Here is a 22,355-nt window from a genome sequence, read left to right as displayed (position 1 = left end):
TAGCACACTGAGCGGCCCATGGTTTTGCCAGGTCTGCTGCATGTTCTTATCCAATGTTTGTTGGTTTTTGTGAATCGCTTTCCGGCGTACAGCATGGTATGGTGTTGAGTTGATACAGTAGGTAGAAGTAGGAAAGTGAGGGCAGCGGATGTCTAAATACGTGGACAAAATGAACCTTCCCCAGTACCGGTTTTACAACCACATGGTGGGGGAAGGGGAGGAGCGGAAAGAACTAGTCAGCGACCTGTTGACAGCGGAAATGATACTGGAGAGGGGGAGCAAGAAAGAGCGCAGCCAGGCGTTAATAACGCTGGCAACCAAGAAAAAACGTCTGGCGGATTTTATTTACAGCCAGGAGGAGGACCGAAAACGCTGTCTGAAGGATCTGACAGGGCGGGACATGAAGCAGTTTCGGAAGCGCCTGGACCATTATCTGGATATGCTGCTCATGATCCCATTTTTTCAAGGACAGTCAGAGAAGAAACGGCGGTATGTGGATGAGAAGTCTGCCTCATCCATCCTGCCGGAGCAGAGAAGCCGACATTTTCAATACGATAGGGAGAAGGGAAAATATTATACCGAATATGACTGTGTTCCCAAGCTTCTGCTGATCAATGAGCGGCTCTATGAAGAATACGGTTACTATGAGATGACCCAAACAGATAAGGAGAGCCTGAACCGGCTGGTGGCAGATGATGTGCATTATATTATTAACATACAGGGAAGCAGTGGCGTAGATTGTGCCTATCTGGTAGAGAAGGATGAAGATCTCTGTATTAAAATCCTAGACCGGTTGAAGGGGAGCAGGAAAATTCCCATTGAAAACCTGGTCGGAAAGACGGACGGTGTGACGGCGGTGTTCTTAAGTCTCCTGGATTATTTGCAGGAAATGGAACTGGCAGAGCAGAGACGGCGCAAGTATCTGGAGGAGCATCCCAGAAAGTCGGAGTATGCAGGAAAGGCGATTCAAAGTCAGCGGTTTGTAGACAAAAACAGTATCAAGGTGTTCGATATGAAACAGGAAGGAGCAGCCCCGGATTCCATCGGAGCTGTCTATTTTTTTAGCAAGAAGAACAGCGGAAGAGGCGGATTTAGGAGAACGGGGTATGAAATGCTGCCTCACACCAGGAGAGGACATTACCGGAAATACAAAGACGGAAAAACCATCTATGTGAAAGCAGCCATTATCCACAAGGAGAAATATGAAGGGATCCAGTCAGCCCACCGGATGAACCAATCGGGAGGGAAAAACAGGATGGAACAGGAGGAGAGCGGTACCGCTCTTTCACAAGGCATGAGTCTGTAACTGTTAGGAGGAACTTGAGATGTGGCATGGTTTTTGAGCCAGGGACGCTGCAAATGGGAGTAATAACGCTTGGGAAAGACGCCGTTGGCAGTAAAGAAGTGATTGAAACAACAAGAAGGGAGTGAATGCCCATGCGTGGGATTCGGGTGGAAAACGGGAGGATTTTATACTTTGGAAACCCAGCCGGATATGTTGCCGGGAGCCAGGCGGTGGTGGACCCGATCTTTAAGGGAAAGGAACTGGAAGCCTATCTGGAACGGCAGGGCGGGATTGAAGCCGTGGTATGGAAGGGCGGCGTATACGATCGGCTGATGAATGGACAGGCAGAGACTCAGGGCTGTGAACCCTTGAAGAACTGCCGGATCTGGCAGTTGAAGTCCGATGTCAATATCCATATGAAATTCATTGGCTATGATACGCTGGTTACGAGATTCGGAGAACCGGCCCCACAGAATTACCACATGGTCTATGACGGGGAAATAGAGACCAATGAGTTGGATAGGATCTACGAGAAATTTGATGGAGGGCAGGAGGTTCCAGGCTATACGGGACATTCCCTCTCGGTGTCAGATGTGATTGAGCTATACGATGAGGACACCAGTGAATTCTATTACGTGGACTATAGGGATTTTAAACCGGTTGCATTTGGGGGACCGGAACCGATCCAGTCCCAGGTGCTTCAGTTGTAAAGATGGAAATCAGGCAGCGAAAGGCTGCCTTTTATCATGAGAGGAGGATTAATTTATGAGAGCAGGATTTGAGCGTGTAAAACGTGCGGCAGAGTGGAACATGTGTAAAGTACGGGCAGTCATTGCAGACCGTTCCGGTGAAAATTTCATCGATAGTGCTATCTTTTCTTAACTACAGCAACACTATATAAATGTATACGATATAGATAGTGGTTAATCCCTTTAAACATAAGGGATTAGTGGAGGGAATGAATTAGGTGGAGATGCTGGTTCACTTCCTGTTTTATGTACACGATATAAACTATAAGGAAAGAGGTAGAATCCTATGAAAGAGAAGATGAATTCCATTAAGATAAAGGCAATAAAGCTGTATGCAAGGACAAGCGGTATCCTGGCAAACAACAGAGGGGAAGGCTACATTGACACGGCCGTTGTCATATTGATATCGGTGGTGCTCGGCGCTTTACTGCTGGCCGGATTATACGCTTTATTCGGAGACGTTGTGCTTCCTGAATTAACAAGGCGTATTCAGGAAATGTTCAATTATGCTGGATAGAGGAAGTAAATGGCATGGATTCATGGTATAGTTAGCCTGTGCCAGAGGTGCGGGAAGGATGGACCATGGAAAAACGATTTCAGGTAAAACGGTTTCTATTTGAAACCACAGCAGGAGATGAGGTCTGCCGCTATATGCTGACAGACCGGCTTCTCCCCATGTTGGCGCCAAATCAGTATATTGAGATGAAAAGCATCAATAAACTTGGCACAGGAAAAAGTTACGCCTACAAGCTGTGCGTATACTTTAACTTTTTGCATGAGAAGCATCATACGAATTATGAGGCGGCAACTAACAAACAGGTTCTGGAGTTTGTGGACCATTTGATTTACGGGGATAAGGAAAATCTAAGAATATTGAGTCCACAGGAAAGTCTTTGTTACAGCACGCTGTCCGGCTATGTAACCGCCATAACAGACTTTTACCGCTGGCTTGACCAGACCTATGGCAGTGAGATGGTGTTTTACGAAGGAGAGCGCAGATGCCGGCCACAGTCCTATCTGTATGGACAGATCTACACTTACCAGTATAAATACCTGATTAACCGGATGCTGCCCGATGTAAAAGGAAGCAGAGAATATATTAAATGGTATACGGACGAGGAGAAAGCGCTCCTTTGCAACGGTTTTCATACGCTGCGGGATAAGGCGGTGTTCCGGCTGACGCTGGAGGGATTCCGGATTGATGAGGTACTCAGTATGCGTCTCAGTAATTATCAAGCCATGGAACGGCTGATACAACCCTCGCGCTCTAAGATGAGGCAGACTGCGGTCAGTGGGTATGAGAATAAGCTCCGTACCGTGCGGATAGGTGAAGAGACGGCAAGGGTATTGAATGATTATCTTTTTGTGGAACGGGCGTCTGCTGAAAATGAGGGCGGTATCATCAGTGATTGGTTATTCCTTACTTTACACGGGAAATCGGTGGGACAGCCGCTCACTTATCATAACTATCGCAAAATCTTGAGAGACTGTGCAGAACGCTGTGGTATCTCCGCAGTAGGCGTCAGAACTCATAGCGGCAGGAGCACGAAGGTGATGGAGGTATTGGAGCATAACGCATTGCATCCGGAGCAGGAAAAATCAGACATCCAAATCAAAGCTTTGTTTGGATGGTCGAAAATTGATTCCATTCAGCCGTATATGAACCATAATAGCGAAATAATGGCCAACGCCGCATACAAACGCCATAGTAAAAAGGATGGTGGCGGTAATGATTAAAATTACACGGAGAATTACCGCTTCTGCTGTCTGGGACATTGAGGGAACTGAGGTGCGCCTGCCGTACCGGAAGGAGTATCCGGAACCGGTAATGAGAAAGAAAATTGAGGACTACCGGAGTATTTTGGAAAGTAGGACTTACGAGCAGGACAATACTGGACTTTGCGAGGCGTTTACTGCCTTTGGAGGGATTGCTTTCGTGGCAATCGGACTAACATGCAGGGAAGCGTTTCTACAATGCTTTTCTTATTACGCAATGCAGTTTGCACGGGAGTGGGCTGATGGAGAAAAGCGTCTGAAAGCTAAATACATTGGCTATGAATACGTGTTTGCAAAGATGCTACAAAATGAAGCGATAAGAATTCATTATGATTTCCGATATATTTTAGATCAGGCAAATGGAGGGGAGTTCTGCCAGATGAATGAAGAGGCTTTTGCAGAGCATTGGATTTCAGTCATGAGGCCTCTTATGAAAAGTGGCTTATCTCTTTCAGAAGTGTCAAACCGGGTAGGAGATGTAAGGGTATCCAGGTATCTGATGCAGATATCAGACCAGACGCTTGCTTATTTAAAAGGGATAGCTGGAAGTTATACACAAAGGCGGGAATTAATCAGCCTTACGAAAATAAACAACTTTATTCTGGGAAATGACAGCCGGACAGCGTTTGCAGGTGCAGAACCGGATTTCCTGAAGCTGCTGAAGCAGATAACAGAGGAAGAAACAGATATTCAGAGGATACGATTTATTAAGGAAAACAGGAAAGAAATGTCGCTGCATAAGGATGTGTGGCTTTTATATCAAAGACATGGAATAGGTCTGAAACTGCTGACTGTGGATTTTCGTAAGGTAAATCAGCCGTCATTCCGAAAAGAGATAAAGTGTTTCCTAAAGATGAGGTTCTCAGGCCATATACGCGCCAGTGACAGAAGCCATCTCTCCATTTTTGAAGCAGTGAACCGGATTTGTGAATTGAATGACTGTATACGGTATTTTTCTGATATCGATCATATAGACGTAAAAAAGCTGCAGTTGTCCTTGGAGCAAGAGATGGATCAATCAAAAATTATGACCATGTTCTCTGCCTGCCGAACTTTATACCACTATCTTTGCTCTGACGAGAATGACAGTAAGCTTCCCACACCTCATAGTAATCCGTTCGAGAGCCTGCATTTTGTCAATGCTAAGAAATACCATAAGAATACACCATATATTCCGGATAAGGTAATAGAAGAACTTTCTGACCGGCTGGAGGAATTGGATGAGACGGACAGACTGGTATTCCAGATATTCTCCGAAACCGGGATGCGGGCCAAAGAGGTGGCATTTTTAGAGGAAGACTGCCTTATAACCGCTCGTTATGATGGGGCAGTGAAACTAAAATATATTCCTTACAAGACGCTAAAGGCCAGACGCCGCAACGGAATCGGCGAGTATCATAGTGTTTATATCTCGGCGGAGTTAGCAGAGAAAATCAAAAAGCAGATTACTGCCAGTGAGGAACTTCGCAGAGAACATACCCTTCCGTATATTTTTCTGCATCAGAAGAAAGGCTATAAGGTTGCAATGCTGAATGTGGAGTATTTCATTATGAAAATCAACAAGCTGATTTATAAATATGAGATTTGTGATGACAGCGGCGAGCTTTGGAACTTCACCAGCAGACAGTGCCGCAAAACGCTTGTGGTGAACATGATTGAGAACGGCGCCACCACCATGGAACTTATCTATCAACTGGGACATTTGAACCAGGGCACAGTCATGCAATATTATGCGGAAGTTAAATCAGCTAGATTGGCAGAAATGAATACCAAATTTTTTAAAAAGCAGTTTCACCTGTTGTTATCCAATGAACAGCTTACTACGTTCTCGGAAGAAGAAAGACGGCTCTTATATGTTGATTTTCGTTTAGGAAAGCGCCGGGTAGAATTCGGTTTCTGTACAAGGAAACTGTGTGATGGAGCATGTAAAAGCTGTAGCCGTTCGGTCCACTGTGCCAACTGCCCACATCTGTGCACGGGAATAAAATATCTGCCATTCTGGAAGGAATTGCTGCAGGCTCAGGAAGTGCGGGTGCAGGAAATAAAAAAGGGCTATTATCAGGCGGAAATTGCAGATTGTGAAGAATATATAGAGTACCGACAGGAAAAACAGTTGCTGACGGCTTATAGGAATATCGTTGAGACGATAGAGAAAAGCGGAGGTGGCTGATTATGAATGCGATACCAAAACAGGAGTATATTGAGTATTACAGGAAATGTGAGGAAAAGCGGTATCGGGATTTTTTGGACAGCTTATCTGACAACATTTCTTTTGAAAGTGACAAGTGGATCTGTGAGAAGCGGCTTAAAAATCAGTCCCAGCTTCTGAGCAAGGTCACGATTTATTTTTCGATGGTTCCAGAGCAGCATAGAGAGATGATGAAATATTTTGCACTGATCCGGTTAGTGGAAGGGAAAGGTGTAGGGACAGTTTGCGGAAACGTGGGAAATACTGCCATCTTTCTTCGGTTTATGGCAGATAGTTCACTGTCAGAAATTCAGGTGACAACGGCTTCCCGGTTTAAAGAATATTTGGATAGAAAAGGCTACAGCGAAAGTAGCAGAAGCAGTATCTGGTCAGCCGTGGGTATTTTTCTTAATCGAATGAATGATTTTGAAAAAATGAAACTGCCCAATCCTTTTTACAATAATCCCTATCAGTCAAAGCGGCTTGTAGATCAGAAATATATACCGGAGTATGTAGCAAAGCAGCTTGACCGGATGTTTATGGAAAAGGATATTCCTGTGACAACGCGCTGTATTTACTGGCTGCTGCGGCTTATCCCATCAAGGATATCGGAGATTCTGGGTATAAAGATTGAATGTCTCAAGCCTTTTGACGGACATTACTGTCTATTTATTCCTATGTGGAAACAAAATGGCGGGTATAAAGAACCAATCATGCGTACTATTCATATCGAGAATAAGGAAATGGGGGGACATCTGATTGCTCTAATTCAGGAACAACAGATAATGGCAATGTCTTACCAATGTTATCTGCCAGAAGAGAAGAAAGGGGCGCTGTTTGCATACCGGTCACAGATTCTGCAAAATGGCGCTTGGTATTCAGAGAACAGATACAGTGTGGCATCATGGCCGTATATATCCTATCAGTTAAAAGAGATTTGCAGGAGATATGATGTGCGGGATGAAAATGGAGCAGAGTATGTGGTAACTTCGCACCAGTTCCGCCATAATGGGGTTACGGACCGGCTGAGGGCAGGGTTTACTCTGCCACAAATTGCGGAGATGACGGCACACCATGGAACGGCAATGCTTTATGCCTCGTATGCGCATCTAAATCTGTTCCCGGAGACGATAGTAGAGCCAATGAAGTATCAGACAGAGACAGAGAATCCATATGTGTTGTTTGGAGGAAGGATTCTGAACATGGATTCCGTTACAGAGTCAAGATTGCTTAAAAATATCCGCGCCCACAAGGTGCCGGGCGGAGTATGTGCCGATGTCACTCATTGCAGGAGCGGTATTTGGGAATGCATCAGTTGTAGGGATTTTGTGCCGGAAATGGAGCAGCTGGCATATTTCAAGGAGCAGGCGGCTGACTGGGAATCTAAAGCGGAGAAGTTCAGGAGTGACAGACAGCTTGTAGATAATTTTATGGCAATAGCTGCAGGGTTTAAGGCAGTTGTGGAAAAATTGGAAAGAGGGGACGGAAATGGGAAGGAATAAAGGACTACCCAAGCAATTAACTGAGAAACAGGAGCTTTTGCGTCAGCAGTCAATCAATAAGGTTTTGAGAGCGATTGGGGAACTGAAGGCGGAGGGAAGAAGCGTGACGATTACAGCACTGGTGGAGTTCACAGGGCTTTCACGGTCTGTATTTTCTAAAGAACATATCAGGGAACTGCTTGTGGATTATGGATATTCCGGGATAAAGACGCAGGAGCCAAAGAAGATTACAAAGAAAGAGAAATTGGCGGATATTGTAGCTGAAAAGGATAGAAAGATACAGGAGCTTCGCGCAGAGAAGGAGGAATTGGAAAGGGAGTGTGAGTTACTGCGTGGGAGGATATTCCTTCTTATGCAGGGTGAAGCAAGAAAATAGTGGCGTAAAAACAGCAGCTTTTATTTTATAAAAATGTAAATATACAATTAAATACAGAAAAAACGAAGTTAGATGTTGATTTATTCGTGAAATGGCATATAATAAGATTAAGAGCGTAAAAGAGTGTGAAATGAAGGAGAGTGCCATGCTGATACAGTTTAACTTTAAAAATTTTAAATCCTTTCGGGATGAGGTATCCCTGGATTTATCGGCTACAAAGATTACGGAGCATGAAGATCATGTGGTGGAGATGGCAAACGATAAGCTGTTGAAAGTTGCGGCCATCTATGGTGCAAATGCCAGCGGAAAGTCTAACATTTACGATGCTTTTAAATTCATGAGCTATTATGTGGAGGAATCGTTTAAGTTTGGCGGTGAAAGCGATAGCAGGCAAAAAGCAGATTCGGATTACATCAGGGTAAGCCCGTTTTTGTTTGACAGCAAGAGCAGGAGTGAGGAATCAACCTTTGAAGTGTTCTTTGTTGATAATTCGGAGAATACGGGAAAAATTTATCAGTATGGGTTTGCGCTGCAGAATGATGAGGTGGTGGAGGAATGGTTTTATTCCAAGGCCAAGACAGCCAGAAACCGGTATAAGACTATTTTCTACCGGAAAAAGGGAGAAGAACTGGAGGTAAACGGGCTGCCCAAGAGCAGTATTGAAAATATCAAGGTTGCATTGGAAAAGGAAACCCTGATTGTATCACTGGGAGCAAAGCTGAAAATAGCGAAACTGAAAAAGGTGAGGGACTGGTTCCTAAACAACGAAGTTGTGGACTTTGGTAACCCTGCGGAGAACTTTTTCCGCTCTCAGGTACTGCCGAAAGGTTTTACTACCAGCAGGGAAATACAGAGCAATGTGGTCAATTATTTTGCATCCTTTGATAATGCCATTTGTGATTTTAAAGTGGAGGAAGTCCAGAGAGAAATTGAAAAAGAGTCCGATCCCAGTTATAAGATTGATGCACTGCATAAGATGGCAGATTGTAATGAATTTGAATCGATTCCGTTGAAAAGTGAATCCAGCGGAACTTTGAAGATGTTTGCTTTATATCCCTCTTTGAAGGAGGTGCTTGATAACGGAGGAACCCTGTTTGTGGATGAACTGAATGCAAGGCTTCATCCATTATTGGTCAGAAATATTATACTGACCTTTTTATCGCCGGACATCAATACCAACCATGCACAGATGATTTTTACCACACATGACATCTGGCAGTTGTCCAATGAGCTATTGCGCCGAGATGAGATATGGCTGGTGGACAAGAATCAGAATGGGGTTTCCGACTTGTATTCCCTTGCTGATTTTAAAGATGAGGATGGAAATAAGGTACGCCGGGATGAAGCGCTGGCGAAGAATTATCTGACGGGCAGCTATGGCGCGATCCCTGCACTCCGGCCTATGGAAATGTTAAAGGGGAGGAGCACGAATGGCGAATAAGAGTGGAGGAAAGCCCAGTGACCGCAGGGCCGGTAAGAGGAAAGACCGGAATCAGCGGATGGGGCAGAGAGTACCGGAACTGGGATATTATCTGATTGTGACAGATACCGAAGAAACGGAAAAGAATTACTTTGAAGGACTTCGTGACAGCATACCGGCAGAACTGAAAGACCGGTTGATTATTAAGGTGGAGAAGGCCAAGACGGTAGAATTGGTAAAAAAGGCTTTGGAGCTTGTTGGAAAAGAGTCACAATACCGGATACCATGGATTGTATTTGACCGGGATCAGGTGAAGGGATTTGATGAGATTATTTGGACAGCCGAGAAAAACGGGGTACATGCAGGCTGGTCAAATCCCTGCTTTGAGATATGGATGTATGCGTATTTTGGAGAAATGCCTGTAATCAGGGAGTCTTATATTTGCTGTGATCGGTTTGCGGACAAGTTTGACAAGGTTACTGGGCAGAAGTATTATAAGAACGACAGGGACGTTTATCGCAAGCTGGTACAGTATGGTGATTTTGAGCAGGCGGTTGTATTGGCGGAAAGAAGTTTGAAGAAGTGTGTGGACGATGGGAAGAAGCAGCCATCGGCGATGTGGCCGGCTTGTATGGTGCAACGGTTGGTGGCGGAGATACTGCAAAAGATAAAGGGGTAATCATATGTATTTAAAAGAGATGCAAATTAGGAATTTTAGAAATTTTCATAAAGCTAAATTTGTTTTTCAAAAAGGAGTCAATGTTATAATTGGTGAAAATGATTCTGGAAAGACGAATGCTTTGCAGGCTATTCGTTTGATATTAGATCGTCGTTTGAATTGGTATGAAAAAGAAATTACTGAAGAGATGTTTTCTGATTATTTAAAAAACTGGAAAGGTCATGTTATTGTAATTTCGCTAAGATTTGGTGAATTGGATATTTCTAATGAAGAGCAGGCAATGCTACGTTATATTACTGGCAGCGACAAAAATGAAGGATCTTTGACTTGGTTTTGCATACCTGATACAATAACCCGAAAAAAGATAGAAAAAGCCAGTGCGGAAAAAAAGCTTTCAGATGTATTGGATTCACTTACCATTGACAATTATGTTTCATTTGTAACTTGTGGTTCGGATATAGATTATTTGAATGATGATGAGTACGAAAAAATAGTGGGTAAGATTGAAGAGGGGTATTCAAATCTAAAAGAAAAATTGGATGATAAAATATATGGTTATGTTGGTAGTGAAAAACATAATAATATAGAGTTTATAAGAAAGCAATTAGTTGACTTTACATATATTGATGCTCTGAGAGATGCAGTATATGATATGAAACAAAAATTTAATCCTTTGATGACGATGCTTCGGCAATTGGAGCCAAGAGTAAAGGAGAGCGATAAAGAAAAAGTTAGAGCTCTAGTGAAAAATATAAATGGAGCTATAGGTGGTGTAGAGGAAGTCAATGCTCTGGGGAAGAGAATAAACAGAAAAATTATAGAATCTGTAGGCAACACATATTCTCCAGATATTGTGTTAAAGTCTGAAGTATCAGATGATATAAAGGAAATATTCCGTAATTTAAAACTTAAATCTAATACTATGAAAGGATTTGATTTAGATAGTTTGGGTTTAGGTTCGACAATTCTTATATATATTGCGCTAAAATTATTGGAATATTCATTTATACGAGAGTTGGACGAGATACAAGCTAAATACCTTTTATTATTATTTGAAGAGCCAGAGGCACATTTGCATAAGCATATACAAATGTCATTGTTCGATAAGACTGGCATAAATGCAGATGAAGGCGTTCAAGTAATTATGACTACACATTCTGATAATATATCCGCAGCTTCTAAAATAAGCAAAATGAACATATTAAAAAAAGAAAATGGGTATAGTAGAGTTATACAGCCAGCACTTGGATTACATGAAAATGATGTGCGACATATAGAGAGATATTTGGATTCTAAGAGAAGTGAGTTGCTTTTTTCAAAAAGTGTTATTTTAGTAGAAGGCGATGCTGAAGAGATACTCATACCAGTTATGTGCAAAAAGTGTTTAGGATTAACATTAGATGAACTGGGGATTAGTCTAATAAATATTGGGAGTGTTGGTTTTAAAAATATATATCAATTATTTAATCCATTACGTATAAATAAGCGATGTGCAGTAATAACGGACATGGATGAACCAATTAAACCTATTGGAGCTGGAAGTCAGGACAATGCACATGAACGTGGAAAAAGCAGAAAGGCCGAACTGGAAAAGGAGCATGTGGATAATGTATGGGTAGACGGATTTTTCTCAAAAAATACATTTGAAGTTGATATGGTGAAAGGAAATGAGGGCTATTTAAAAAAATTAATTGAAAAGACATATGTGGATAAGAAAGTGATAGAAGAAAAAAATTCAAGTATTGATTCTGCAGATGTAACTAAATATGGCGATGTTGCATTAAAGTTAGCAAATAAAAATGGGAAGGGTTGGAACGCAGTATTGTTATCAGAAATAATCGACGCTAAATTTTACATACCACAGTATATTTTGGATGCTATTGTATTTGCGACTAGAGAAGAATTAAAGAATGTTAATTATATTCATGCCATATTGGAGTACTATGGTAAAGTGTTTTCGGATGTTTCGATAATTGAAGGCTTGAATACATCAGAAAAAATTGATTATGAAGAGATGGTAAAAGATGCAAAGGAACAAAATACGTCCTCGATCAGATTTCTTAATACTTGGTTAGGAGTTAGTGAATGATAGATTATAAGAACATGTTAAATGATGAGCAATATAATATATGTATTGACCAATCTGATTTGTTAGTGAAGGCATGTCCGGGGAGCGGAAAAACAAGAACAATAATATATAAATTAGCCCATAATGTAGAACTTAATCCTTATAGTGTTAGAAAGCTGGTAGCCATTACCTATACAAATAGGGCTGCGGAAGAAATCAATGAACGTATAGAAGCCTTGGGAATAGATACAGAACGTATCTGGGCTGGTACGATTCATCAGTTCTGCCTGGAATGGATTTTGAGGCGTTTTAAAGTGTATAAGTTATCATTGTCTAGAGGTTTTACAATTGCTGATGAAAGAAAAAAACAGAGATATTTGGAAGAAATCATTCAATTAAGTGGTCAGCGTTTTTATTGGGAAGATATAAAAACAGGATACTCAAGAGAACTGAAGCTAATAGAAACGGACAAAACGAAACGAAAAATTATCAAAAGGTATCACCAGTTATTAGTTGAGAACACGGAATTAGATTTTGAATTGATTTTAGCATTATCACATAGTATTTTACAAAGTTCCCCACTTGCGGCTCAATACATTAAAGATGCAATAGAAATGATTTGTATTGACGAGTATCAAGATACACAAGATTTACAGTATGCAATTATTGAGGATATTTCAAATGCTGATTCGAAAAACCATATTCAAATTAATTTTTTTGGTGATCCGAATCAGGCTATTTATGGAACCTTGGGCGGTATTGCAAAAACTTTAGATGAGATAAATGACGAATTTAATTTTAATGATTTCAAAGAGTGTTCTTTAATTGGATGCTACAGGAGTACTCAGAGGATAGTTGATTTTTATTCGCCATTTATGGTTGAACCATATGATATAGTAGCAAGAGGAAAGTTGAAAAATGACAAGGGAATAATATGTTATCAAAAAGATATATTTTCTTCTGATATTTATGATGAGATTGCACGAATTATCTTATTGAACATTGAGCAGGGGATAAAAGAAAAAGATATTTGTGTATTGGCACCATCATGGTGGCTTTTATACCCGTTTTCTTCTGAACTACAAAGCAGGCTGCCTGATATAAAGTTTGATGCTCCAGATATAACACCAATTAAAAGAGATCCGATGAACCTGTTTTATAATATATCAAGATTACTGTTGACAGAGCCGAATGTGAAAAAATTTGGTTATAGGAGAAAAATTGCAGCGGATATAATAAGTAAAATAAACGGAGAGGTTAATTTTAATGCCATTACCTTAACTGAATTAGATTTTCTTAATCTGGTAAATAATTCTAAACAGAAAAATGATAAAGGAAGTTTGTTTATTATTAACAGTATAAAATGTTTGTTTGAAACAATGAAATTAAATATTGAAGAGCACGAAAATTTGAAAATACAGTATGAAGATTTTATTGAAAAAATGAATTATCGACTCGGAGAACCACGGTTTTGTTTGGTGGATAATATAGATACATTTAGAAAAATGTTTAAGGAAAAGGAAGGCGTTCTTATAAGCACATGTCATAGTGTTAAAGGTGAGGAATACGAAACTGTCATTGCATTTGGATTACTTTTCGGCAAGCTACCAAATATAAAAATTGCAAAAAACAAAAGGGATGAAGAGGCAAAAAAATTGCTGTATGTTATTACTTCAAGAGCAAAAAAGAATATATATTTCTTTTCAGAAAAAGGTAGGACTTACCGTGAGAATTGGGATACTTATGATTGTTATCCGACTAAGCAATTATTCTACAACAAAAATGTGATCTATGATAATTAATATAATTTTGATAAAAAGCACGATTGAACCTAAAAATTCAGTCGTGTTTTTTATATATACAAAAACAGGAAAGAGGGGAAAAAGAATGACAAAAACAATTTATCAACCAAATTACTGGCACTACCTAACCGGAGATTTTCTCAATCGTGTACGTTCAAGGTTCAGAAAAGCCATCAAAATCTTGATGGCTGTGGTGATCGGTGCTTTGCTGCTGGCGGGTCTGTACGCATTATTCTCTGAAAATGTGTTACCCACGTTGTCCCGGCGCATTACCGAGATGTTCAACTATGCAGGCTGACAAAAAACGCAGAAAGATAAAGAAAGAAGGAGGAACTTTATATGCCTACTGTAGACGTAAGGATTACATCCATGTACCCGCCAGGAGAGGCGGGAAGTATCCGGGGATATGCATCCGCTACCATCGACAGTTGTATTGGAATCCGGGGGATCAAAGTAGTGGATGGAGGAGAGCGTGGACTCTTTGTTTCCATGCCCAGCCGGAAGACAACGGAAGGATATAAGGAAGTGTGTTTCCCGGTAACGGCAGAGTTCCGGGAACAGCTTCACAATGCAGTGTTATCGGCCTATCAGCAGGCGCTGGAGCAGTCTGTTGCCCAGCAGACTGGCACTACTCAGGCGGATGCGGCGGAACAGGCCGGGGAACAGCCGAGCCTACAGATGTAGGGTGCAGGGAGTTCTGTTTCTCTATCTGTTGCTGGCCGCTGCCTTTGTGGATCTGAAACGGCGGGAGATTCCGGACTGGGTGAGCGGCGGCATCGCCGCCCTCTTCCTTATGCACGCTCAACCGGAATGTCTGTTGGGGCTTATTCCAGCGCTGTTTTTCCTGGTAGCGGCAGTAAAAGGGGGAATCGGCGGCGGAGATGTGAAGCTGGCTGCAGCTTGCGGCCTTGTGCTGGGACTGCCGGGTGCCTTGATGGGAATGGTAGTAGGATTAATGCTTCAGCTTCTGTTTCATATGTGCTCAAAGTGCGTGTTGCTGTTTTTCAGAAAGCAGGTAAGCTCTGCGTATCCAATGGCTCCATTCCTGGCGATTGGATACGCTGCCGCCTATTATATTTAGGAGGAGTTGGAAAATGAAGAAGAGGGTTCTTAGGTTGTTTGTACTGATTGGCTGTGTGAGTGTTTTCTGTTTTCGGTTCAGAAAAAAGGCAGATTTATCTGCAGTAAGGTAAGGAGAATCAATATGGAAATTGAGAGAGCCAATGCATTCACCATGTATTATGAACCGTTTGAACTGGAGGAGAAGGCAGATGGCCCTGTAATATCCGAGACAGCTGAATTTTGTATGGTCCAAGGATAGAGAAGAAGGGAGAGAGATATGAATTTCTTTAAGAACAGAACCGTGATCGGCTTACTTTGCATTGTACTGTCCCTGGTGATCTGCTTTGCAATCACGCCGATGTTTAACCGGACGATCAGCGAGAAAACAGAGATTGTCCGGGTCACAAAAAACATCTGGATTGGGGATGAGATCACAAAGGATATGGTGAAATCCGTGGAGGTGGGAGCTTACAACCTGCCGGAGTCTGTTGTGCACAATCTGGATGAAGTGATTGGCAAGTATGCATCGGCGGATATGGCTCCTGGTGACTATATCGTCCGTTCCAAGGTGGCGGAGGAACCGGCAGCGGAGAATGCATATCTTTATAATCTGAATGGGGAAAAGCAGGCCATTTCTGTCAGTGTGAAGGCCTTTGCCAATGGGTTATCCGGAAAACTGATCAGTGGTGACATTGTATCTGTGATTGCGCCGGATTTTAGAAAGCAGGGTTCTACAATTATTCCGCCGGAGCTGCAGTATGTGGAGGTTATTGCAGTAACGGCAAACAGCGGATATGACGCCAATACCGGGGAACGGGGCGATGAGGAGACGGAGAAAGAACTGCCGGGAACCGTGACCCTTTTGGTTACACCGGAGCAGGGAAAGGTTCTTGCGGAACTGGAGGCGGAAGGGAAGTTGCATTTATCCCTGGTGTACCGGGGGACAAAGGAAAATGCCCGGAAGTTTGTGGAGGCCCAGGAAATCATACTGGAAGAACTATATCCGCCAGAGGGTGAGGGAACGGAAGAGAATACGGAGAAGGAAAGCGGAACCGAAGAAACAGAAACAGTAGAAGAAGCCGGTGGAGAAACAGTACAGGGAGAGGAGACAGGGGCAACCGCAGAAAGCGAGAGCGGGGTGGAGTAAATGCTGAATTTCAAAAAAGGAAGTATTTTCGACCGCTCGGCAAAGGCGCAGGAGGACTTCGTGGATGAGCCGGGGAATCAGATCCTGGCGGTCTGGGGGAGTCCGGGAAGCGGTAAATCCACAGTGGCTGTGAAGCTGGCAAGGTACCTGGCTGGAAAGAAGCGGAACGTGGTCCTCCTGACCTGTGATATGACGGCTCCCATGCTGCCCTGTATCTGCCCTCCGGCAGACCTTGAATGTGAACATTCCCTGGGGAGTGTGCTGGCGGCAGCCCAGGTGACACAATCCTTGGTCCGCCACAATCTGATTACCCATAAAAAGTATGACTACCTGACCCTGATGGGGATGCTGCGGGGAGAGAATGAATATACCTATCCGCCTTACAACGCGAAGCAGGCAACAGAGCTGATTACGTGTCTACGGGAAATGGCCCCTTATGTGATCATCGACTGTGGAAGCTACATTGCCAATGATATCCTGTCGGCCATTGCTCTGATGGAGGCCGATGCGGTTCTCCGCTTGGTAAACTGCGATTTGAAGAGTATCAGCTACCTTTCCAGCCAGCTGCCCCTGCTGCGGGACAACAAATGGGATGCGGATAAACAGTACAAGGTAGCCAGCAACATCAAGCTCAACGAGGCCAGCGAACATGTGGAGCAGGTGCTTGGAAGCGTGACATTTAAGCTGCCGTATTGTGCGGAACTGGCGGCGCAGAGTCTGGCCGGGGATCTTCTGGCGGATCTATCCTTGCGGGAGAGTAAAGGGTTCCGAAAGGCGATTGAAGCAATCAGCAGGGAGGTGTTTGGATGTTAGGGGAAAAGCGCTCCGGGGATATATTTGGGCCGGGATCAAAGCAGGAAGTTGGTGTACCGGCAGCAATGGCAGAAGTGGCTGGTGATGATCAGGAAGTAGAACTGCAGAAATATAGTGATTCCAAGAGACGCGAAATAGAATACAAGGACAAATCAGAACAGAGAGAAAAAAGCGAGGCAGTTGTGCCAGAAAAACAGCCTGCCCCGGGTGAAATGGAGCCAGAGGAATCAGATGATATAGAGGAGCCAGGAGATGATAGGGGACCTCTTCTTTCCGAGGTACGGGCTCCGCTCGCCCACAACCTGTTCTTTTCTCCAGAAGGAGAAGGCCGGGAATTTACGGATGTTTTAAAAGAAGTGCAGGAGTACATTTCCAGCAAATATTCCACGCTGATCATTGACCAGGGAAGCGAGGACGTGAAGGATCAGATTAAGCGCTATATCACCAAGTATGTGCAGGACTACCGGATTGCAGTAAAGGGAATGGACCGTCAGGACCTGGTGGATACCATTTATACTGAAATGGCGGAGTTCTCCTTCCTCACCAAGTATGTGTATGGGACAGGGATTGAGGAGATTGACGTCAACAGCTGGCGGGATATCGAAGTCCAGTATTCCGGAGGCGTTACGAAGAAACTGACCGAGCGTTTTGAGAGTCCTCAGCACGCAATCAATGTGATCCGCCGTATGCTCCATACGTCCGGCATGGTTCTGGACAATGCCAGCCCGGCAGTGCTGGGGCATCTATCCAAAAACATCCGAATTGCAGCCATGAAAACGCCGCTGGTGGATGAGGACGTAGGGATTGCAGCCTCAATCCGTATTGTAAATCCACAATCCATGAAGCAGGAAGATTTTATAAACGGGGGAACGGCCACCCAGCCGATGATGGACTTTTTGACCGAGTGTCTGCGATATGGGATATCCATCTGTGTGGCAGGGGCGACAAGTTCTGGGAAGACAACACTGCTCGGATGGCTTTTGACCACCATACCGGATAACAAGCGAATTTACACCATTGAGAGCGGTTCCAGGGAGCTGGCTCTGGTGCGCGAGAAGGAAGGTGTGGTAACGAATTCCGTCATCCATACCCTGACCCGGGACAGTGAGAATGAGCGCCAGAGGGTGGATCAGATTGCCCTGCTGGACATGGCGCTGCGGTTTAACCCGAATATTATTGTGGTGGGGGAAATGCGCGGGCCGGAGGCCAATGCGGCTCAGGAGGCGGCCAGGACCGGCGTGGCGGTGGTAACCACCATCCATTCCAACAGCTGTGAAGCCACATACCGGCGTATGGTGTCCCTGTGCAAACGTGCGGTGGATATGAGCGATGAGACTCTCCTATCCTATGTGACGGAGGCCTATCCAATCGTGGCATTCTGTAAACAGCTGGAAAACCGGGAACGGCGTCTGATGGAAATCCAAGAGTGTGAAATCCGTCTGGATGGAACCAGAAGCTACCGGCCGCTGTTCCAGTACAAGATCACGGAAAACCGGGTGGAAGACGGGAAATTCATCATTGAAGGTCACCATGAGCAGGTACATGCCATATCGGACGGGCTGGCGAAACGGCTGTTGGAGAACGGGATGCCGGGCGAGACGCTGAAACGATTGAGGGGAGGTGTGAATGTATGACATTGATGCAGCTTTTGGCCTGTGCCGGTATGATAACCGGCGCTTTTTTGATTCTGGGATTAAAACCGATGGAATTTACAGACGGCCTGTTTGGTTTTCTGATGCAAAAGCCCAGGACGATAAAGGAGGAAATCAACGAGGCCACCAGCCGGAAGAAGCCGGGGGTGTTTCGCAGGGAAATCCGCACAGCTCAGGAGATCCTGGCTATGACGGGCCGGGAAAGCCGTTTTTCCATGATTTGTGCAGCCAGCCTGTCCTTGTTCTGTCTTGGCGGCTCCCTGGCAATCCTGATGGGGAATTATTTTCTGGCCCCGGTCCTGGCGGTGGGCTTCCTGTTCTTCCCCTTCTGGTATGTGCGGCTGACGGCCGGCCATTACAAGAAGAACGTGGCGGCGGAGCTGGAGACCGCCCTGTCTATCATTACTACAGCGTATTTGAGAAATGAGGATATCCTGACTGCGGTGGAGGAAAACCTGCACTATTTAAATCCGCCGGTTCGCAACGTGTTCCAGGAATTTTCGACCCAGGTGCGGATGGTGAATCCTGATGTGGAAGCCGGGCTGCAGGCACTGAGAGGGCGGATTGAGAACGATGTGTTCGAGGAGTGGTGTAATGCACTGTGTGACTGTCAGTATGACCGTAGCTTAAAGACCACGCTGACGCCGATTGTGAGCAAGTTATCAGATATGCGGATCGTGAATGCGGAGCTGGAGCTGTTGGTGACGGAACCCAGGAAGGAATTTATTACCATGGTGATCCTTGTCATTGGAAATATCCCGTTAATGTATTTCTTAAACCGAAGCTGGTATGAGACTCTGATGTTTTCTTATGTGGGACAGATCATCCTGGCAGTATCAGCGGCTCTTATCTTTGTCAGCACGGCATGTGTGATCCGTCTGACTAAGCCGCTGGAATACAGGAGGTGACGGGGATGATTGGATTACTGGTTTGCTTTGGCGGACTGCTGGCTGCCGGATTATTTTTCTTGGCAGCGGACTTGCTCCGGCTGCCGTATTTAAAGACATCGAAGGCAATGATTAATACAGGGAGGGAAAACAGAAGGGCAGCAAAGAGCATGGAAACGTACTTCCTTTCCCTGGCAGTGAAGCTGGCGCCTTATATCCACATGGATGAATATAAACGGGGACGGCAGAAGAATATTCTGAAGGCCAGCGGGCTGAACATGGAGCCAGAGGTATATCAGGCTTATGTTATTTCCAAGGCAGGACTTGTGCTGCTGGGAGTCATTCCCTGTCTGCTGGTCTTTCCGCTGCTGGCTGTGATTGATGTGATTCTGGCGGTGATGGTGTATTTCAAGGAACAGGAGCGGGCGGATGATCTGCTGGCGAAGAAGAGGGGAGAGCTGGAAGGCGAGCTGCCCCGATTTGTGTCAACCATTGAGCAGGAACTGAAGAACAGCCGGGATGTGCTGTCCATTGTGGAGAACTATAAAAAGAACGCCGGGGAAGAATTCGCCAATGAATTGGAAATCCTGGCGGCGGATATGCGCTCCTCCAGTTACGAGGCAGCGCTCACCCGGTTTGAGGCTAGGCTCAACTCTCCTATGTTCTCCGATGTGGTTCGTGGGCTGATTGGCGTGCTCCGCGGCGATGATGGGGCCATGTATTTTCAAATGCTGTTTCATGATTTCAAACAGATGGAGCTGCAGCGGCTGAAAAAGGAAGCCCAGAAGATCCCGCACAAGATCCGTGTGTTCAGCTTCCTCATGCTGGTGTGTTTTATTATCACTTACCTGGCGATTATCGTATTTGAGATTCTAAAGTCCATGGAAAGTATGTTTTAGAAAAGAAAAAAGATGGAGGCGCGAGGACATGAGCAGCGTGGAGAATGAGACAGGAGCGACTGGGACGGTGCGGGAGTTTTTGGAGAGACATCCCGAAGAACCTGTATTTATGATGACGCCTGGTGGATATGTGTATTTGGTCCCGGAGCAGATAGGGAATCTTTTGGCGGGTCAAGCCGTCCAAGGAAATCCCTATAGTTGGAGGGAATGTGTCCAAATCAAGGCGGAGGAACTTTTACAGCAGAAGGTGAAGTCAATGAACCATGCGGATGGCACCTGGTATGTGTTGACGCGATTAAATGAGCCGGAAGTGATTCCTGCCAGAACCAGTGAGGAGGGAATGGTGTGTCGCATTTAAAGAAGATACTTGCCGGACAAGACGGGGAAGGGTACATTGATGTGGCAGTTTTAATCCTGTGTGTGATGCTGGTCCTTGCTCTTTCTGTAAAGATTCTGCCAGTATTTATAGCAAAACAGCAGCTGGATACCTTTGCGACAGAGCTTTGCAGGGAGGCGGAGATTGCGGGCCAGATTGGGAACGAGACGAACCGGAGGGCGGCTGCCCTCAGAGAGAAGACAGGACTTAACCCCGAGATCCATTGGTCAGCCAGTGGTCGGATTCAGCTCAATGAGGAAGTAACCGTGCAGCTGACCTGCCGCTATGATCTGGGGCTGTTTGGAGGACTTGGTTCCTTCCCCGTCACCCTGCGGGCTGCAGCAACCGGAAAGTCTGAGGTGTATTGGAAATGAAAAAATGGCTGGTGTGTTTGAAAGATAAACGTGGGACTGCGTTCCCTCTGGTAATCGCGGTGACTCTGGCCTGCCTTTTGATTCTGTGCGGAATCATGGAATTTTTCCGTCTGAGCCTGATTGCCTCTGGGGTAAAGGAAGCCCTGCAGGATGCAGTGGTTGTGGTGGTAAATGACAACTATGCCAATGTATATCATGGGGTACGGGAAGGATACTCAGGAGGATATTATACGGAAGGATACGGCTTTGAGGAATCGGTGGATACCGGGGATATTTATTACCACTTGGGTGAAACTCTGGGAACCCGGCGGGAGGGAGGAAAACGTGTAAAATATACCGGAGGTGCCCTGGAGTACAAAATAACTGGGCTGGACGTTACAATCCGCAATGCACCCCTGGCACCCTCCGACCCTGCAAATGCTCAACGGTTTGAAGCAGATGCCGTGGTCTGGCTGGAGGTTCCGGTGCGATTTGCAGGGAAGACATTTCCTCCCATGAAGATGAAAATTAAGGTACAGGCGGGTTATATTGAAGTATTCTGAAAAATAGGGGAGAAAGAGGGGGGAATGGGAAAAGTCGCTGGACTTTTAGAGAGGGTTACTGTATGCTATGTCGTACAAAGATAAAAGTATGAGGAGGCGTAATCAATGAAACTGAATGAGCGAATGAAGCGGCGGCTGGCTGTCCTTGGTTGCGTGGTCGTGGGAGCTGTATTGATTGCAGCAATCGGCAGCCAATTCAGAGGAAAGGCACAGGGAGGCAATCAGTCGGAGGAGCAGACAGAACAGACGGAAGCGGTGACAGTAGTGGTAATACCGACTGAGACAACAGAGGCAGCAACAACAGAGGAAGAAACAGAGACAAGCAAACCGCATATCATGGTGAGAACCGAACCGGCAACGGAACCTTCCAGAGCAGGGACAACGGAGCCAACAGCGGCTCTGCCGGCACAGACGGACCGGACGGAACAGGCTGTGCAGCCGGCTCCAGAAAAACCAACTGCTCCTCCAGAAGAGGTGTTAAAAAATCCTACCCAAAAGCCGGATGGAGAGTCCGTAGAAGGTACTCTGGAGGCCATGCCTCATGAGGAGGTGGTGCAGCCCAGCGAGGCACCCACACAAGCTGGGGAGCCGCAGTATGGAGACACACAAAATGGGAAGATTTATGTACCGGGATTTGGCTGGATTGATGAGATTGGTGAAGGGCAGGGAACGGTAGCTGAGGATATGTATGAGAATGGAAATAAGATTGGCATTATGGATTAAAAGGATTGTGACGAGACACCGCTTCGGCGGTGTTC

General features: G+C 44.9%; 23 protein-coding genes. All 23 read left to right on the top strand.

Annotation, left to right across the window (positions count from 1 at the left end; all coding sequences use genetic code 11):
* The first annotated feature begins 148 nt into the window (after nt 1-148).
* The 23 genes from ACLTD4_RS23015 to ACLTD4_RS22905 all read left to right on the top strand — a co-directional run bounded on the left by ACLTD4_RS23015 (nt 149) and on the right by ACLTD4_RS22905 (nt 22,320).
* Nucleotides 149-1,306, top strand: coding sequence for a hypothetical protein (locus ACLTD4_RS23015; protein ID WP_227146752.1), 1,158 nt, complete (start codon nt 149-151; stop codon nt 1,304-1,306).
* 131 nt (nt 1,307-1,437) lie between these two features.
* Nucleotides 1,438-1,995 carry a YodL domain-containing protein gene (locus ACLTD4_RS23010; protein ID WP_117634171.1) on the top strand — a complete coding sequence of 186 codons (558 nt, stop codon included), beginning with the start codon at nt 1,438-1,440 and terminating at the stop codon, nt 1,993-1,995.
* Between the two features lie 325 nt (nt 1,996-2,320).
* The gene (locus ACLTD4_RS23005; RefSeq protein WP_117623749.1) at nt 2,321-2,551 is read left to right on the top strand and encodes a DUF6133 family protein; all 231 of its coding nucleotides are present in this window, start codon (nt 2,321-2,323) and stop codon (nt 2,549-2,551) included.
* Nucleotides 2,552-2,616: 65 nt separating this feature from the next.
* A complete protein-coding gene (locus tag ACLTD4_RS23000; protein ID WP_117623748.1) occupies nt 2,617-3,771 on the top strand; it encodes a tyrosine-type recombinase/integrase in 1,155 nt (384 codons plus the stop codon).
* Nucleotides 3,764-5,980, top strand: a complete 2,217-nt coding sequence (locus tag ACLTD4_RS22995) for a site-specific integrase (protein WP_181988730.1) — start codon at nt 3,764-3,766, stop codon at nt 5,978-5,980. The genes ACLTD4_RS23000 and ACLTD4_RS22995 overlap by 8 nt, the downstream gene beginning before the upstream one ends.
* Nucleotides 5,981-5,982: 2 nt before the next feature.
* Nucleotides 5,983-7,500 carry a tyrosine-type recombinase/integrase gene (locus ACLTD4_RS22990; protein WP_117623746.1) on the top strand — a complete coding sequence of 506 codons (1,518 nt, stop codon included), beginning with the start codon at nt 5,983-5,985 and terminating at the stop codon, nt 7,498-7,500.
* Nucleotides 7,487-7,876 carry a DUF6262 family protein gene (locus tag ACLTD4_RS22985; RefSeq protein WP_117623745.1) on the top strand — a complete coding sequence of 130 codons (390 nt, stop codon included), beginning with the start codon at nt 7,487-7,489 and terminating at the stop codon, nt 7,874-7,876. The genes ACLTD4_RS22990 and ACLTD4_RS22985 overlap by 14 nt, the downstream gene beginning before the upstream one ends.
* A 145-nt stretch (nt 7,877-8,021) precedes the next feature.
* Nucleotides 8,022-9,317, top strand: coding sequence for an AAA family ATPase (locus ACLTD4_RS22980; RefSeq protein WP_117623744.1), 1,296 nt, complete (start codon nt 8,022-8,024; stop codon nt 9,315-9,317).
* Entirely contained in the window at nt 9,307-9,975 is a 669-nt protein-coding gene (locus ACLTD4_RS22975) for an RloB family protein (protein ID WP_117623743.1), read from the top strand. The genes ACLTD4_RS22980 and ACLTD4_RS22975 overlap by 11 nt, the downstream gene beginning before the upstream one ends.
* Before the next feature lie 4 nt (nt 9,976-9,979).
* Entirely contained in the window at nt 9,980-12,064 is a 2,085-nt protein-coding gene (locus ACLTD4_RS22970) for an ATP-dependent nuclease (protein WP_412331582.1), read from the top strand.
* A complete protein-coding gene (locus ACLTD4_RS22965; protein ID WP_117623741.1) occupies nt 12,061-13,845 on the top strand; it encodes a UvrD-helicase domain-containing protein in 1,785 nt (594 codons plus the stop codon). Before ACLTD4_RS22970 ends, ACLTD4_RS22965 begins: the two co-directional genes overlap by 4 nt.
* Before the next feature lie 85 nt (nt 13,846-13,930).
* Entirely contained in the window at nt 13,931-14,143 is a 213-nt protein-coding gene (locus tag ACLTD4_RS22960; protein ID WP_117634774.1) for a DUF6133 family protein, read from the top strand.
* A 41-nt stretch (nt 14,144-14,184) separates the two neighbouring features.
* A complete protein-coding gene (locus ACLTD4_RS22955) occupies nt 14,185-14,529 on the top strand; it encodes a SpoVG family protein (RefSeq protein ID WP_117634776.1) in 345 nt (114 codons plus the stop codon).
* Nucleotide 14,530: 1 nt separating this feature from the next.
* A complete protein-coding gene (locus ACLTD4_RS22950; protein WP_117634778.1) occupies nt 14,531-14,926 on the top strand; it encodes an A24 family peptidase in 396 nt (131 codons plus the stop codon).
* A gap of 258 nt (nt 14,927-15,184) precedes the next feature.
* Nucleotides 15,185-16,054 (top strand): Flp pilus assembly protein CpaB, encoded by an 870-nt coding sequence (gene cpaB / locus ACLTD4_RS22945; protein ID WP_412331581.1) that lies wholly within the window; start codon nt 15,185-15,187, stop codon nt 16,052-16,054.
* On the top strand, nt 16,055-16,867 hold the full coding sequence (locus ACLTD4_RS22940; RefSeq protein ID WP_117634783.1) for a ParA family protein: 813 nt from the start codon (nt 16,055-16,057) through the stop codon (nt 16,865-16,867).
* On the top strand, nt 16,861-18,501 hold the full coding sequence (locus ACLTD4_RS22935; protein ID WP_117634785.1) for a CpaF/VirB11 family protein: 1,641 nt from the start codon (nt 16,861-16,863) through the stop codon (nt 18,499-18,501). Before ACLTD4_RS22940 ends, ACLTD4_RS22935 begins: the two co-directional genes overlap by 7 nt.
* On the top strand, nt 18,498-19,427 hold the full coding sequence (locus ACLTD4_RS22930) for a type II secretion system F family protein (RefSeq protein WP_117634787.1): 930 nt from the start codon (nt 18,498-18,500) through the stop codon (nt 19,425-19,427). The genes ACLTD4_RS22935 and ACLTD4_RS22930 overlap by 4 nt, the downstream gene beginning before the upstream one ends.
* Nucleotides 19,428-19,432: 5 nt before the next feature.
* Nucleotides 19,433-20,305, top strand: a complete 873-nt coding sequence (locus ACLTD4_RS22925; protein ID WP_117634788.1) for a secretion protein F — start codon at nt 19,433-19,435, stop codon at nt 20,303-20,305.
* 28 nt (nt 20,306-20,333) lie between these two features.
* On the top strand, nt 20,334-20,663 hold the full coding sequence (locus tag ACLTD4_RS22920) for a hypothetical protein (protein WP_117634790.1): 330 nt from the start codon (nt 20,334-20,336) through the stop codon (nt 20,661-20,663).
* A complete protein-coding gene (locus ACLTD4_RS22915) occupies nt 20,651-21,055 on the top strand; it encodes a DUF4320 family protein (protein WP_117634792.1) in 405 nt (134 codons plus the stop codon). Before ACLTD4_RS22920 ends, ACLTD4_RS22915 begins: the two co-directional genes overlap by 13 nt.
* Nucleotides 21,052-21,597 (top strand): hypothetical protein, encoded by a 546-nt coding sequence (locus tag ACLTD4_RS22910; protein WP_117634794.1) that lies wholly within the window; start codon nt 21,052-21,054, stop codon nt 21,595-21,597. Before ACLTD4_RS22915 ends, ACLTD4_RS22910 begins: the two co-directional genes overlap by 4 nt.
* 105 nt (nt 21,598-21,702) lie before the next feature.
* The gene (locus ACLTD4_RS22905) at nt 21,703-22,320 is read left to right on the top strand and encodes a DUF6550 family protein (RefSeq protein WP_117634796.1); all 618 of its coding nucleotides are present in this window, start codon (nt 21,703-21,705) and stop codon (nt 22,318-22,320) included.
* Nucleotides 22,321-22,355: the final 35 nt, after the last annotated feature.

Source organism: Hungatella sp. (assembly GCF_046966825.1).
This window is presented reverse-complemented; position numbering and strand designations above follow the sequence as displayed.

Excerpts from the sequence above, each read along its gene's own strand:
- ACLTD4_RS23015 (WP_227146752.1), top strand. The coding sequence starts at position 149 with ATGTCTAAATACGTGGACAAAATGAACCTTCCCCAGTACCGGTTTTAC.
- ACLTD4_RS22960 (WP_117634774.1), top strand. The coding sequence starts at position 13,931 with ATGACAAAAACAATTTATCAACCAAATTACTGGCACTACCTAACCGGA.
- ACLTD4_RS23000 (WP_117623748.1), top strand. The coding sequence starts at position 2,617 with ATGGAAAAACGATTTCAGGTAAAACGGTTTCTATTTGAAACCACAGCA.
- ACLTD4_RS22910 (WP_117634794.1), top strand. The coding sequence starts at position 21,052 with ATGAAAAAATGGCTGGTGTGTTTGAAAGATAAACGTGGGACTGCGTTC.
- ACLTD4_RS22925 (WP_117634788.1), top strand. The coding sequence starts at position 19,433 with ATGATTGGATTACTGGTTTGCTTTGGCGGACTGCTGGCTGCCGGATTA.
- ACLTD4_RS22995 (WP_181988730.1), top strand. The coding sequence starts at position 3,764 with ATGATTAAAATTACACGGAGAATTACCGCTTCTGCTGTCTGGGACATT.
- ACLTD4_RS22985 (WP_117623745.1), top strand. The coding sequence starts at position 7,487 with ATGGGAAGGAATAAAGGACTACCCAAGCAATTAACTGAGAAACAGGAG.
- ACLTD4_RS22980 (WP_117623744.1), top strand. The coding sequence starts at position 8,022 with ATGCTGATACAGTTTAACTTTAAAAATTTTAAATCCTTTCGGGATGAG.
- ACLTD4_RS22970 (WP_412331582.1), top strand. The coding sequence starts at position 9,980 with ATGTATTTAAAAGAGATGCAAATTAGGAATTTTAGAAATTTTCATAAA.
- ACLTD4_RS23010 (WP_117634171.1), top strand. The coding sequence starts at position 1,438 with ATGCGTGGGATTCGGGTGGAAAACGGGAGGATTTTATACTTTGGAAAC.
- ACLTD4_RS22975 (WP_117623743.1), top strand. The coding sequence starts at position 9,307 with ATGGCGAATAAGAGTGGAGGAAAGCCCAGTGACCGCAGGGCCGGTAAG.
- ACLTD4_RS22935 (WP_117634785.1), top strand. The coding sequence starts at position 16,861 with ATGTTAGGGGAAAAGCGCTCCGGGGATATATTTGGGCCGGGATCAAAG.
- ACLTD4_RS22905 (WP_117634796.1), top strand. The coding sequence starts at position 21,703 with ATGAAACTGAATGAGCGAATGAAGCGGCGGCTGGCTGTCCTTGGTTGC.
- ACLTD4_RS22930 (WP_117634787.1), top strand. The coding sequence starts at position 18,498 with ATGACATTGATGCAGCTTTTGGCCTGTGCCGGTATGATAACCGGCGCT.
- ACLTD4_RS22940 (WP_117634783.1), top strand. The coding sequence starts at position 16,055 with ATGCTGAATTTCAAAAAAGGAAGTATTTTCGACCGCTCGGCAAAGGCG.
- ACLTD4_RS23005 (WP_117623749.1), top strand. The coding sequence starts at position 2,321 with ATGAAAGAGAAGATGAATTCCATTAAGATAAAGGCAATAAAGCTGTAT.
- ACLTD4_RS22955 (WP_117634776.1), top strand. The coding sequence starts at position 14,185 with ATGCCTACTGTAGACGTAAGGATTACATCCATGTACCCGCCAGGAGAG.
- cpaB (WP_412331581.1), top strand. The coding sequence starts at position 15,185 with ATGAATTTCTTTAAGAACAGAACCGTGATCGGCTTACTTTGCATTGTA.
- ACLTD4_RS22965 (WP_117623741.1), top strand. The coding sequence starts at position 12,061 with ATGATAGATTATAAGAACATGTTAAATGATGAGCAATATAATATATGT.
- ACLTD4_RS22990 (WP_117623746.1), top strand. The coding sequence starts at position 5,983 with ATGAATGCGATACCAAAACAGGAGTATATTGAGTATTACAGGAAATGT.
- ACLTD4_RS22920 (WP_117634790.1), top strand. The coding sequence starts at position 20,334 with ATGAGCAGCGTGGAGAATGAGACAGGAGCGACTGGGACGGTGCGGGAG.